Below are 12,518 nucleotides of genomic sequence, written 5' to 3'. Positions count from 1 at the left end.
CCGACATCTGTCGGCGCTGTGACCGCATTATCGGCGTGGTGACTTCTTTATGGACTACTACAAATGTTGAAATTTCTTGCGATATTCCTGGGGCGTAAGGCCCGTCATTCGTTTAAACAGCTGCGAAAAATGCGAGAAATTGGAGTAGCCGACTCCTTGCGCAATATCGCTGATCCGGTTGTTACCGCCTGAAAGCTCTTCACGGGCTTTGGCAATGCGGAGCTCAACCAGGTAATCCGTCAGCGATTTGCCTGTTTCCTTCCTGAACAGGCGCGACAGGTAAGCCGGATTGAGATATACATATTCCGCAGCCTCTTCCCGGCTGAATTCCTCGTGCATCCTTTCCTTCATGTATTGCTGCACCTTCGCAACCGTCTGGGAAACCGTTCCTCCCTGTTGCTGGGAATAAGAGGTAGCCAAATCGCACATCGCATGACTCCAGGTGCGCAGACGGGCAAGCGACTTCAAGGCTAACGCTCCTTCCTCCCATTCGCCTCCGGGAAATACTTTTTCTACAGCCAAAGAACGCTCGTGCATCCAATCAAAAATCATATTCATAAAGCCGAAATAAAAGGAGGCTAATGCCGTATAGCTCGCCTTCTGCTGCAGCATTCGGTCGAAGCACTCATCAATGCGGTAGGCAAGCTCCGTCCTTTTGCCCATCGTGAGCAGCAGGCTCCAATCGGTAAAAGAGATGATTTGCAGTCCAATTTCACCGCGGCTGACATCAAACTCATTAGCAAGCAACACGGCTCCGCTATTGCTGATATTCCGCTTCTCCTGCTCCTGCAGCTGCTCGATACAGCCTCTGGCTTCCCGTACAAGCTGCGGTTTCCCGATGTAACAGGATAATCCGCAATGAAGCATAGCCCTGCATTCCGTTATAAAACGCCGGCATCGCTCTGCCGTCTCCTCTTGGGTTGCCTCATAGGATTCATACCCAATGACATACAACGTTCCGCCGGCCTCCTGAACAACTGTGCCTCCCTTTTCTCCCAAAAGCATCTCCTCTGCGGCATTTTTGACGCCGTAGGTCATAATTTCCTCGTCCCTGGCGGACCATTCCTCGCGCCATTCTTCTATACTGACCAAAATGACTGTAATAGGATCGGATGCCTTAAGCGGGATATCGTAGGAGGCAAGCGCCGCATCCAGCAAAGCTGGATTTGCGGAAAGCCTGTAATGAAACAGATCCTGCCAAAAGCGCTCCACCAGCACAGGCCGCTGCTGCCGCCACAGTTCGGAGTAATGATCGTACGTGCTGCGAATTTCGGTCAGCTTGCGCTGCTCCTCGACCTTGCTGATCGCTCCCCCGATGCATCTTTTGAGCTCGTTATGATCAATTGGCTTTAATAAATAATCGAAGCAGTCCAATTGCACGGCCTGTTGGGCAAATGTAAAGTCAGCGTGACCCGTAAGAAACAGCGTGACCGTCCCCGGCTTATGCTCATTGGCCCAGCGCAAAAGCTCAATTCCGCTTTCACCCGGCATATCTATATCCGATAGCAAAATATCAATGGAATGCTTGAGCAACATTTCTTTTGCCTCGTCCGCGTCATAGGCCGTAAAAATCTCTTTTATTTTCATGTCCGACCAATCGATTCCATGTGTTATGCCCCGGATTGCGATATCCTCGTCGTCCACCACCAGCAGATTAAACATCTTTACGTTCTCCTTCTCTTGTTTCGGGAATCGTAATTGTGACTTCGGCTCCGCCCTCTCCGTTTTCATTGCTTTTATTCCGGAATCGGACCGTGGCCGCCTGTCCGTATAACAGCGTTAAACGATCCATAACATTCATGATGCCGAGACCAGTAGAATTGGAGCCGCTTTGGGATACATATTGCTTGCGCTGTAATCCCTCCAGCACCTCCTCGTCAAAGCCTGTTCCATTATCGCTGACAACGGCTTTTAGAATTTGGCGGCCATCGGCCGTTTGCTCCTTAGATGCGCTGATCACAATGACGAACAGCTTCCTGCGGTTTTTAAAGCCGTGAATAATAGCATTTTCAACAAAAGGCTGAATCGTCAAAGCCGCCACGGGAAAAGAACGGAGCTGCTCCGCTACCTCGATTTTGCAGTCCAGACGGTCGGGAAATCTCATTTTTTGAATCGTAATGTAATTGTCTATATGGCTTAGCTCTTCCCCAAGCGTAATCGTATCGCGGTTAACCTTCATAATAAAACGGAAATAATCGGCCAGGTGAAGCGACATTCTTTTGACGGATTCCGTGTCCTTCAGCGCAGCCAGGTTATAAATGATATTTAAGCTGTTCATATAAAAATGGGGGTTGATTTGCGCCTGCAATTGGCGAAGCTCTCCCTGCTTGACCCGAAGCTGCTCCTCGTAAACATCAATTTTCAAGGTTTTAATCTGCTCCGCCATCATATTAAAGGTATCGCCAAGGAATTGAAACTCGATTGTTTTGCCCCTCTTAAGCCTGACATCCAGCATGCCTAGGGAGAGTTTTTTCATCCCCAGAATAAGCTCGTGAAAAGGCTTGAACAGCATATTGCGAAGCAAGAGCATATATAAGGTTAATAGAAGGAACAGCCCGATCGGCGCAAACAAAGCGACATTGCGGAAAAATATCAGCTCCTTCAGCAGCGCCTGCTCCGGCACCATTACCTGATAGGCGATATTGACCGCCCGGCTTGGTCGGCTCATCACGAGGTAGGATTGTCCCGTCTCTGCATCCGTTCCCTGAATATATGGATTATTGGTAATGAGATTGCTTTCTTCGCCCAGCTGAGGCATGTCATCCGTCAGCAGCTCCTTGAGGCGATCGTCATCACGCAGCAAAATGCCCGTGTATCCGATATCTCCATCCCTCCATTGGCGGGACAACATGGCGTTAATATCCTGAATACGAATGATAGCGCCGGCGTAAAGGCCATTTCTTACCTCCACACTATTCATCAGGAAAAAAGAACCCTCCATCCGCTGATCGTAACGGACGTCCCACTGGCGGTTTACATCCGCCGGCTTCTCCACGCTGTTCAACCGGTCGCGCATGTGCGTCGTTATAATGTCCCTGGTCCGGTTGTAATCGCTGTTAGTGCCCAGAATCGTGTCGCCTTCATGGAAAAGAAAAACGCTGTCAATGACGTTGTAAACGTCAACGTCGCGTTTAAGCTTGGTATCGATCCGGATTTTCGTAAGCGTATACATATCATTATCCATTGGAAACGACATCAACATGCCAACATCCACGTCCATAATGGACATCTTGATCAGATAGTTCGTAATTTCCTCCAGATTGGTATCGGCCTGTCCTACAAAGATGTCCAGTGTATTGCGATAGGTTTCCGTTACCTTCTCGCGTACAATATCGCGGGCATAAAAATGGTTGATCAGCATAAACAGCAGCATCGGAACCATCACGGCCAAAAAGCCGATAATCAATATGCTCCGTATGGAATAGGTTTTCTTCACTGTCCATCTTCCCATCATCGGTTAATGAATGATTTAACCATACAAGAATAAGGCGCATTTGTCTATGATATCCATTCATGGCTGTGCCGCGCTCCTCCAAAAAGTTTCAGCGGTGCGGGCCGACGTGTGAGAAGTTCTTCCGATTCAACTTATATAGATTTTGTTAAAGGGGCGAAATAGGGCTTGACCTTGAAGTCCACTTCAACCTTTATGATAAATATAACAACCGCAGAAAGGAAAGAGCTACATGAGAATATTGGAATGGCTTATTGTTTTATCTACTCTCGTTTGCACCCTCGGCTATTTGTTTGGAGCGCGTCTGAAGCGTCCCGCTGTAATTGTACTGTTGTCTTTACCGATTGTTTTTTTAGCTGCCCATGCCCTGCTGGAGGGTTTGCGGAGCTTTATGATTCCTGCCTATGCGAGCGCCATTCTGGCCGTTCTGCTGCTTATAGGAAGCCGCTCTCCCGCAGGCACGAAAAAAAAACGGTTTGCCGGACGCAAACGTGGAGCGCGCATCGGTATGTATGCCTTTTTGGCTGCCATCCTTCTTCTGAACAGCGCTTCGCTTTATCTGATCCATTTGCTGCCCGTATTTAAGCTGCCGGAGCCAACTGGAACCTATGGAATCGGCACCGTTCAGATTAATCTGATCGATGAATCCAGAGAGGAAACGTTTGGAGGCGAGCCGCAAAGCAAGCGGGAGGTTCCCATTAATATCTGGTATCCCGCCGACAAGGATGCGCTGCAAGGAAAACAGCATGAGCGTTACCCGCGCGAAGTGGCGGATGCCGTAAGCCTTGTTTTTGGTCTGCCCTCCTGGCTAATGGGACATGTTTCGCTTGTACCGACTCATATCGTTGAAGGAGTCGCCGTCTCGGGCGCTCAAAGCAGCTATCCGGTTGTTTTATTTTCGCCCGGCGTTCGCTCCACAAGGTTTCAGAGTATGGCGATTATCGAAGAAATGGTCAGCAACGGCTACATTGTTGTAGGGATGGATCATCCCTATTCCTCAGCAAGAGTCAAGCTCCATGACGGAAGCGAGGTTATCTACGCTCCCGAATCGGAGGAATGGACATCCTCCGAAATCTATGCCCATAATGTAATAGGGGTTGGCGTGCGCGCCCAGGACGCGATTTTTGTGCTGGATTCGCTGACTGCCTGGAATACTAACGATCCAAGGGGATTGCTGACAGGAAAACTCGATTTAAGCAAAGTCGGCATTTTCGGACACTCCTATGGAGGAGCCACAACAGCAGAGGCGCTGGCGCTGGACGAACGCTTCAAAGCGGGACTTAGTCTGGAGGGCGGCTTTTGGGGCACAGTGTCGAGTACATCGCTCAAACAGCCATTTATGTACATCATGACCGGAAATACAATCCGAAGCCTGGACCCAAGCAGCGGCGCTACGGAAAAAGTGGTCTATGATGAATTTGACAGCGATATGAGATATGTCATGAACCACGCTCTTAATGATACGTTTTATTTGGAGGTCGAAGGCTTCTATCATCAAAGCTTTACGGACATAGCGCTATTTTCGCCTCCGCTGTTTTCCAAAGATATGGATCCTGTGCATACGGTGGATCTTTCAAGAGCTTATACAAGGGCATTTTTTGACCAATACTTGCTGGATAAGGAGCAAGAGCTTCTGAAGGGGCCGGCTGCTGCTTATCCGGAGGTTCATTTTCAAAAAGAGAGGTGGATGGATTAAAGATGACGGGGCGGGAGCTAATGACGCGCGGACAGCTGGCGCGGCGGAGCGGGGTGAGCGCTGCAACTATCCGCTTTTATGAGGATAGCGGCGTTTTGCCTCCCCCCAGGCGGGGGGAAAACGGTTATCGGCTATATAGCGAGGACTATTTGATCAAGCTGAAATTTATTTCGGATACCCGAGGGCTGGGTTACCGACTTAAAGATATTAAGGAAATTCTGCATCAGCTTGGACAGGCGGAGAACACAGTTGATTTGCGCAAGCTGGTTGAGGAACGCATGGGAGCAATAGAAGAGCAGATTGCTCTGCTCCTGAGTATGCATGCTATGCTAGGAAATCTGTTATCCACGGATGAAGAAACGGTCCAGGCATATATGGCTACTTTCCGCCCCAGCGATTCCCGCTAACATGCTATTTATGGGCCGCTGTTGCGGTATGCCTTGGGCGTAACGCCCGTTATGCTTTTGAATACGCGATAAAAGTGGGTTGGCGTCTCAAACCCGCATTGGTCGCCGATGACATTCACATTTTCATCGCTTTGCAGCAGCAGCTCCTTCGCTTTAATAATGCGTTTGGCATTGACATATCCCGTCAGGTTCATAGCCGTAAGCTGCCTGAACACTCTCGAGAAATGGGGCGGAGATACGTTGGCCTTTTGCGCCAGCCGGGCAAGCCCAACCTCCCGTTCGGGATGCTCGTCGATTTCACGCAGCGCCTCCAGCATCCATTGAGGACCGATCCGGCTTCCCCGGGATTGCCCTCCCTCATGACTGTTCTCCAGGCAGCTTCGGTTAATCTCCAATAAAAGCCCGCATACAATCAGCTTTATGGCCTCGCGGTATCCTGCCCTTTTTTCTTGCAGCTCCGACGCTATTTTTTCCATTGCGCTTTCGGTGTTTCGTCTCAGCCCTTCGTTGGCAATCAGACGGTAGCCCTTGCGTTTCTTTGCCCATTCATAGCAATACAGATGGGAATATCCCTCATCCAGCTGACCAGCCGCTATCATGGAAGGCGCAAAAAAGATCGCCGAGGAGACAATAGGGTCATCCTGATCCGGCAACGCGCGGTGTATGGTGTTCCCTGGAATAATGAAGAGATCCCCCGCTTTTTTTTCATACCACGTCTGATCAATAAAAAATATCCCTTTCCCTTTATGCACGTAAACCAGCTCATAGTGGTCATGCAAATGATCGGGAAGCTCCATTTCCGGATTTTTAACGGTATTGTATACTTGCTGAAACGAAAACAACGGGTCGCCAAAAAAAGGTTTTCGGAACGGCTTCATTGTTCATCTCCCATTTCTTCACATCAAAATATGTTGCAAAAATGCAATTTGAAGCCATTATAATATCAAATGCGAATGATATACAATGGGTACGAAGTAAACGATTTGGATTCTGCCCAAAATAAAACCTGCCATGCATCGCTGAAAAGGATGTGATGATCATGCGCATCGACGCGCATCAGCATTATTGGAGCATTAAACGGGGGGATTACGGCTGGATCACGCCGGAGCTGCCCGTGTTGTACAGAGATTTTTTACCGGAACATTTGATGCCGCATCTGGAAAAGCATCAGCTTGAAGGAACCATTCTTGTTCAAGCTGCTCCTACATTGGAAGAAACGCAATTTATACTGTCCATTGCAGACCGGGAGCCTTCAGTTTTGGGCGTTGTTGGCTGGCTTGATTTATTCGACAGCAATCACTGGCAACAATTCGAATCCTTGCGCTCCAATCCCAAGTTTGCTGGTTTTCGCGTCATGATTCAGGATATGCCTGATTCGTCGCGCATTTTGGAGGCTCCGTTTGTGGAAGCCCTTACGCAATACGCGGAAGCCGACGTTCCGGTTGATTTGCTCGTTACCTTCAATCAGCTCCCCCATGTCGTTCAATTGCTGGAGCGTGTACCGGGGCTGCGCGGCGTCATCGACCATATCGGCAAACCTCCGATAAGCTCGGGCGAGCTGGAGCCTTGGCTGCAAGCTATGAAGAGGATTGCCCGATTTCCCGGCATCTATTGCAAGCTGTCCGGCATGGTAACAGAAGCCGAGCATCATAACTGGCAGCCTGGGCAAATTGCTCCTTATATGAACGCCGTCATGCAGCTATTTGGGCCTAAGAGGGTCATGTATGGCAGCGATTGGCCCGTCTGCCTGTTGTCGGCTTCCTACGACAGTGTCATAAGCCTGGCGGAATCTTCTCTTCCGCCTGATTGGGGCAATGAAGAGCGTCAAAAATTATTTGGTGAAAACGCAGCCGTTTTTTACAAGCTTGCACGTTGAGGCGTTTAACTATCCATACCATTTCGGGAGGTTCATACATGAAATATAGGAAACTTGGCAAAACGGGGCTTGATGTGTCCGCCCTCAGCTTTGGCGCTTCGTCGCTTGGCTCCGTGTTCCGACCAACGGATGACAAGGAAAGCATCGCCACGGTCCATGCTGCGCTGGATAGCGGCATCAATCTGATTGATGTGTCTCCCTATTACGGGTTGACCAAAGCGGAAACGGTGCTTGGACAAGCGATCCGTGACATTCCGCGCGATAAGTTCCTGCTCTCCACAAAAGCGGGACGTTACGGAGCGGACCAGTTTGATTTTTCAGCAAAACGGATTATTTCAAGCCTGGAGGAAAGCTTGAGCAGGCTGCATACGGATTATGTCGATATGCTGTTTCTGCATGATATCGAATTTGTGGATGCCGGCCCTATTATTGAAGAAGCCGTTCCGGCCTTGCTTCGCCTCAAGGAACAAGGCAAGGCCCGCCATATCGGCATCAGCGGTCTGCCGCTGCAGCTGTTCAAGAAGCTTCTGCCCCAAATGGATGCTGATGTTATTTTGTCCTACTGCCATTATTCCCTGAACGACACTTCCTTGCTGGAGCTGCTGCCGCTGCTCGACGAACGCGGCGTCGGACTGGTTAACGCTTCGCCGTTGTCTATGGGACTGCTGTCCACCCGCGAGCCGGCGGATTGGCATCCCGCAAGCCGCGCCCTCAAGGAGCAATGCCAAAAAGCAGCCTTGTTTTGTGCCGGGCAGGGATACGATATCGCCAAGCTGGCCGTCCAGTTTTCCACCGCCAACGAAAACATTCCGACAACGCTCGTCAGCACCGCCAATCCGGCCAACATCGCCGCTAACGCCGCATGGAGCGAAGAGCCGATTGATCACGCTCTTTTGCAAGAGGTGCTGAATATCTTGTCGCCTGTTCATAATGAAACGTGGGTTAGCGGAAAGCCTGAATACAATGACGAAATCTCATCTCGATAAAGAGACGGACAGGAGGCAGTTCAACTATGAAAGGCATAGTTTGCAAGGAAGTTGGGGTATTTCAATGGCGGGAAGACTTGCCTGAACCTATTCGCAAGCCCGATGAGGCGCTTGTGCGCATTCGTCGAATCGGTATTTGCGGCACGGATCTTCATGCTTATCAAGGCAATCAGCCCTTTTTTGCTTACCCGCGCGTGCTGGGGCATGAGCTGGCGGGAACGATTGAAGAAATTGGCTCTAACGATGCCGGGCTAAAAGCAGGCGATCAGGTGGGCATAATCCCTTATTTGCATTGCGGGTCCTGTCTGGCCTGCCGCAGCGGCAAAACCAACTGCTGCACCGAGATGAAGGTGATGGGCGTACATGTAGACGGCGGCATGAGAGAAAAAATAGCGGTGCCCGTCACTCATCTGATAGCTGCAAATGAACTGTCGCTGGATCAAGCCGCCATGCTGGAGCCGCTTGCAATTGGCGCTCATGCCGTCCGCCGTTCCGGCCTTAAGCCGGGCGACACAGCTCTTGTAATTGGCGCAGGGCCCATTGGACTTGGCGTGATGGCCTTTGCCCGTTATGCAGGAGCGCGCGTTATCGCTATGGATATCAATGACGAGCGCCTGCAATTTTGCCAATCGTGGGCCGGCGCCGCAGATGTTGTCAATGCCCGCAATGAGCCGGAGGCCGCTATCACCAAGCTTACAGGGGGCGATTATCCCCATGTCGTATTTGACGCAACAGGCAATGTGCAGTCCATGACCCAGGCGTTTAAGCTTGTCGCCCACGGCGGCACCTTGGTCTACGTCGGACTGGTCAAAAGCGATATAACGTTCCATGACCCCGATTTCCACAAGCGCGAAATGACGCTAATGGGCAGCCGCAATGCAACCCGGGAGGATTTTGACCTTGTGCTGGAGGCTGTCTCCAAAGGTTTCGTCGATATTGACCGGTATATCACTCACCGCTCAACGCTGGAAGACATGATTGAGCCGTTCCAGCAATGGCTGAAGCCGGAAACAGGCGTTATTAAAGCAGTGGTGGAAATTCCTTAGCTTTCATACGAATTAATTCTAGAGAAGGATGCTGCGGTATTCTTCTCTTTTTTTATTTGGAGCAATGTTCAAACTGTACCAGCATTACCATTCACCGTGCGGCTAATGTGTCTAAGAACTTGTCCACATGCTATACTATTAGTGAATGGAGATGATTGCAAATGAGCGAACTGCTTGACCCACGAAATGACTTTTTGTTTAAACGCATTTTTGGCAGCGAAGAAAATCGGGATGTTCTATTGGCATTTTTGAACACAACCTTTACTGAAGCTGGTAAACCGCCCTTAGCGGAAATTATTTTGCTTAATCCTTATACTGACAAGGATACGCCTCGTGATAAGCAATCCATTCTTGATATTCATGCGAAAACAACCGAAGGCGAGCTTATTAATGTTGAGATGCAGTTATTTAATAAGTATGACACTGAGAAGCGCACCATGTTTTATTGGAGCAAGCTATACAGTGGCCAATTGCAAGAGGGGCAGTCGTATAAAAAATTACAAAAGTGTGTGACCATAAATATTTTAAACTATTCATTTCTTTCTAATCGCCAATATCATAATGTTTTTCATTTGCGCGAGGATCGTACGGGAATACCGCTTGTTGATGATATAGAATTGCATTTTCTTGAGTTACCTAAACTTAATGAGGATATTTCCAACATTCCCCAGCGTGGACTGGTAAATTGGTTATTATTCTTAAAAGGTGTCGATAAATCCAATTGGGAGGTGTTGGCAGTGAACGAACCTGTTCTAAAAAAAGCAATGACGACGTTGGAATTTTTAAGCCAGGATGCAGAAGCTCGCCGAATGTATGAGGATCGGCAAAAGTTTCTGCATGATGAAGCTTCCATGATTGAAGGGGCTTTAGCCGAGGGCGAAGCCAGAGGCGAAGCTAGAGGCGAAGCTCGCGGAAAACAGCTTAAAGCGATTGAAATCGCTAAGGAGCTTATGGCACATGGTGTTGACATCTCCATCATTGCAAAATCATCGGGGTTAACAGAAGCCGAAATCCTTGAGCTCGACAAAAAATAAACATAAAACCGGATTAAGAAATCAGCGCTTGGCTATCAGCGATAGGAGTCGCACAAGGCCAAAGACTTTCCGATTTCGAAGTCCGGTTTTTTACTGGCTTTATAAACGCCATTTTTCGCAGCTATTGCACATTCGCCTTTTTCCCCCAGCTATCCTTCAATGGCACAATCCGGTTATAAACCGGGTTTTCAATAGTGCTGTTCTTTAAATCGACGCAAAAGTAGCCATGGCGAATAAACTGAAAGCTTTGGCCCGGAGCCGTCCCCTTTGCATAAGGCTCAATTAATACATCACGGATGATGGTTTTCGAAGCCGGATTTATTCTGCTTCTCCACTCTTCGCCGTCCGCTGCGGCTCCCGGTTCCTCAAGCAGCAGCTTGTCAAAAAGCCTCACCTCAGCGTTGATGGCATGGCTGCCCGAAACCCAATGAATCGTACCCTTCACCTTGCGGGCGTTAAAGCCCGTGCCGCTTTTCGTAAGCGGATCATAGGTGCAGCGCAGCTCCGTCACCTCGCCTGTAGCCGGGTCCTTCACGATTTCCTCGCACCTGATAAAATAAGCGCCTTTAAGCCTGACCTCGCTTCCCGGCGCCAGCCGATGAAAGCCTTTAACCGGATGCTCCATAAAATCGTCCCTTTCAATAAAAAGCGTTTTTGAAAAAGGAACCTCCCTGCTTCCCATGCTATCGTTTTCGCTATTATTTTCGACGGTCAGCCATTCCTCCTGCCCCTCGGGGTAATTGGTGATGATAACCTTCAGCGGGTTTAATACGGCCATTATGCTTGACGTTTTGTCTTTCAGGTTCTGTCTGAGACAATGATCCAGAAGCGAAATATCTACCGTGCTTTCCGTTCGAATGTTGCCAACCGCTTCAATGAACCCGATAATGCTCTCCGGCGTAAAGCCTCTTCTCCTCAAGCCTCTGAGCGTCGGAAGCCTTGGATCATCCCACCCGTCAACATGTCCCTCCTCCACCATCGGCCTCAAAAAACGCTTGCTTGTGATAACTCCCGTAATATTCAGACGCCCAAATTCCCTCTGTCTCGGCGGTTGCGGACAGGCCAGCTCCGACAACACCCATTCATATAGCGGCCGGTGGCTTTTAAACTCAATGGAGCATAACGAATACGTAATCCCTTCAATGGCATCCTGGATCGGATGGGCAAAATCATACATCGGATATATACACCATTCATTCCCTGTTCGATAATGCGAAGCATGAATAATCCGATAAATGACCGGATCTCGCATAATGGGGTTTGGCGAGGCCATATCTATTTTCGCCCGCAGAACTTTGGCTCCGCCAGGAAACCTTCCTTGCTTCATCGCTTCAAAAAGCGCCAGATTTTCATCCGGAGTCCGGTCTCTATAAGGGCTGTTCTTCCCTGGCGAGGTTAAAGTTCCGCGATATTCGGCCATTTCCTCGGGGGTCAAATCACATACATAAGCCTTGCCCTTTTTGATTAAGTCTACAGCGGCCCCGTATATGTCAGCGGAATAGTCCGAGCCAAAATAGATATGCTCGACAGGATCATAACCAAGCCATTTGATATCCTCGATAATGGCGTTGACGTACTCCATATCCTCCTTCAGCGGGTTGGTATCGTCCAGCCGCAAATGAAACCTTCCGTCAAACTGCCGGGCGATAGCATAGTTGGTATGGATGGCATAAGCGCTTCCGATATGCAAATAACCATTGGGCTCTGGCGGAAATCTGGTACACATACTTCGTTCAAAAGGATTGTTTTGGAGCTCATCTTTAATCAGCTTGTAAATAAAATGATCATTGCTTGCCTCGATATCGGCTTCTTTGTTCACAGTCATTGCTTCTCCTCCCAAAAGTAAAATACGACGCACAAAAAAACCCGCCCCCAAGACCGTAGTCTTGGGGACGAGTTTCGTGGTGCCACCCCGGCTTTACCAATATGTCGCCATATTGATCTCATCAAGTACGGCATTTGCTGCTAAGCCTGTACTGGCTCTGTATCGGGAGCTCCCGGCATGCCACCCCCGCGCTTGCG

10 protein-coding genes and 1 other annotated feature (1 of these 11 running past the window's edge) are annotated in these 12,518 nt (G+C 49.3%); of the genes, 6 read left to right on the top strand and 4 right to left on the bottom strand.

The window, feature by feature from the left end:
- Nucleotides 1-57: 57 nt before the first annotated feature.
- Together A7K91_RS19430 and A7K91_RS19425 are read right to left on the bottom strand one after the other, a co-directional pair.
- A complete protein-coding gene (locus A7K91_RS19430) occupies nucleotides 58-1,662 on the bottom strand; it encodes a helix-turn-helix domain-containing protein (protein ID WP_068685830.1) in 1,605 nt (534 codons plus the stop codon).
- Nucleotides 1,655-3,436 carry a sensor histidine kinase gene (locus A7K91_RS19425; protein WP_245697675.1) on the bottom strand — a complete coding sequence of 594 codons (1,782 nt, stop codon included), beginning with the start codon at nucleotides 3,434-3,436 and terminating at the stop codon, nucleotides 1,655-1,657. The genes A7K91_RS19430 and A7K91_RS19425 overlap by 8 nt, the downstream gene beginning before the upstream one ends.
- A 247-nt stretch (nucleotides 3,437-3,683) precedes the next feature.
- On the opposite strand from A7K91_RS19425, the gene A7K91_RS19420 reads away from it, so the two are divergent.
- Nucleotides 3,684-5,147: an alpha/beta hydrolase family protein gene (locus tag A7K91_RS19420; RefSeq protein WP_068685828.1), complete on the top strand. Its 1,464-nt coding sequence runs from the start codon at nucleotides 3,684-3,686 to the stop codon at nucleotides 5,145-5,147.
- A 2-nt stretch (nucleotides 5,148-5,149) separates the two neighbouring features.
- Nucleotides 5,150-5,554 (top strand): MerR family transcriptional regulator, encoded by a 405-nt coding sequence (locus A7K91_RS19415; protein ID WP_068685827.1) that lies wholly within the window; start codon nucleotides 5,150-5,152, stop codon nucleotides 5,552-5,554.
- An 8-nt stretch (nucleotides 5,555-5,562) separates the two neighbouring features.
- On the opposite strand, the gene A7K91_RS19410 is transcribed toward A7K91_RS19415, so the two are convergent.
- Nucleotides 5,563-6,432 carry a helix-turn-helix domain-containing protein gene (locus tag A7K91_RS19410; protein WP_068685825.1) on the bottom strand — a complete coding sequence of 290 codons (870 nt, stop codon included), beginning with the start codon at nucleotides 6,430-6,432 and terminating at the stop codon, nucleotides 5,563-5,565.
- Between the two features lie 161 nt (nucleotides 6,433-6,593).
- Between A7K91_RS19410 and A7K91_RS19405 the strand changes: the two genes are divergently transcribed.
- The 4 genes from A7K91_RS19405 to A7K91_RS19390 all read left to right on the top strand — a co-directional run bounded on the left by A7K91_RS19405 (nucleotide 6,594) and on the right by A7K91_RS19390 (nucleotide 10,496).
- Entirely contained in the window at nucleotides 6,594-7,430 is an 837-nt protein-coding gene (locus tag A7K91_RS19405; RefSeq protein WP_211274548.1) for an amidohydrolase family protein, read from the top strand.
- Nucleotides 7,431-7,468: 38 nt separating this feature from the next.
- Nucleotides 7,469-8,416, top strand: a complete 948-nt coding sequence (locus tag A7K91_RS19400) for an aldo/keto reductase (protein ID WP_068685821.1) — start codon at nucleotides 7,469-7,471, stop codon at nucleotides 8,414-8,416.
- Nucleotides 8,417-8,442: 26 nt separating this feature from the next.
- Complete coding sequence (locus A7K91_RS19395) at nucleotides 8,443-9,462, top strand: zinc-binding alcohol dehydrogenase family protein (protein ID WP_068685819.1); 1,020 nt, start codon at nucleotides 8,443-8,445, stop codon at nucleotides 9,460-9,462.
- A gap of 161 nt (nucleotides 9,463-9,623) precedes the next feature.
- Entirely contained in the window at nucleotides 9,624-10,496 is an 873-nt protein-coding gene (locus A7K91_RS19390; RefSeq protein ID WP_068685817.1) for an Rpn family recombination-promoting nuclease/putative transposase, read from the top strand.
- 121 nt (nucleotides 10,497-10,617) lie between these two features.
- Here A7K91_RS19390 and A7K91_RS19385 read toward each other — a convergent pair whose 3' ends face one another.
- Entirely contained in the window at nucleotides 10,618-12,321 is a 1,704-nt protein-coding gene (locus A7K91_RS19385) for a glutamine--tRNA ligase/YqeY domain fusion protein (protein WP_068685815.1), read from the bottom strand.
- Nucleotides 12,322-12,381: 60 nt separating this feature from the next.
- Nucleotides 12,382-12,518 (bottom strand) — a binding site (T-box leader) (it continues 115 nt past the right edge of the window).

Origin of the sequence: Paenibacillus oryzae (genome assembly GCF_001675045.1) — a bacterium.
GTDB classification, from domain to species: Bacteria; Bacillota; Bacilli; order Paenibacillales; family Paenibacillaceae; genus Pristimantibacillus; species Pristimantibacillus oryzae.
This window is presented reverse-complemented; position numbering and strand designations above follow the sequence as displayed.

Coding starts and splice junctions, on each gene's coding strand:
- A7K91_RS19430 (WP_068685830.1), bottom strand. CDS start 1,662: ATGTTTAATCTGCTGGTGGTGGACGACGAGGATATCGCAATCCGGGGC.
- A7K91_RS19420 (WP_068685828.1), top strand. CDS start 3,684: ATGAGAATATTGGAATGGCTTATTGTTTTATCTACTCTCGTTTGCACC.
- A7K91_RS19415 (WP_068685827.1), top strand. CDS start 5,150: ATGACGGGGCGGGAGCTAATGACGCGCGGACAGCTGGCGCGGCGGAGC.
- A7K91_RS19410 (WP_068685825.1), bottom strand. CDS start 6,432: ATGAAGCCGTTCCGAAAACCTTTTTTTGGCGACCCGTTGTTTTCGTTT.
- A7K91_RS19405 (WP_211274548.1), top strand. CDS start 6,594: ATGCGCATCGACGCGCATCAGCATTATTGGAGCATTAAACGGGGGGAT.
- A7K91_RS19400 (WP_068685821.1), top strand. CDS start 7,469: ATGAAATATAGGAAACTTGGCAAAACGGGGCTTGATGTGTCCGCCCTC.
- A7K91_RS19395 (WP_068685819.1), top strand. CDS start 8,443: ATGAAAGGCATAGTTTGCAAGGAAGTTGGGGTATTTCAATGGCGGGAA.
- A7K91_RS19390 (WP_068685817.1), top strand. CDS start 9,624: ATGAGCGAACTGCTTGACCCACGAAATGACTTTTTGTTTAAACGCATT.
- A7K91_RS19385 (WP_068685815.1), bottom strand. CDS start 12,321: ATGACTGTGAACAAAGAAGCCGATATCGAGGCAAGCAATGATCATTTT.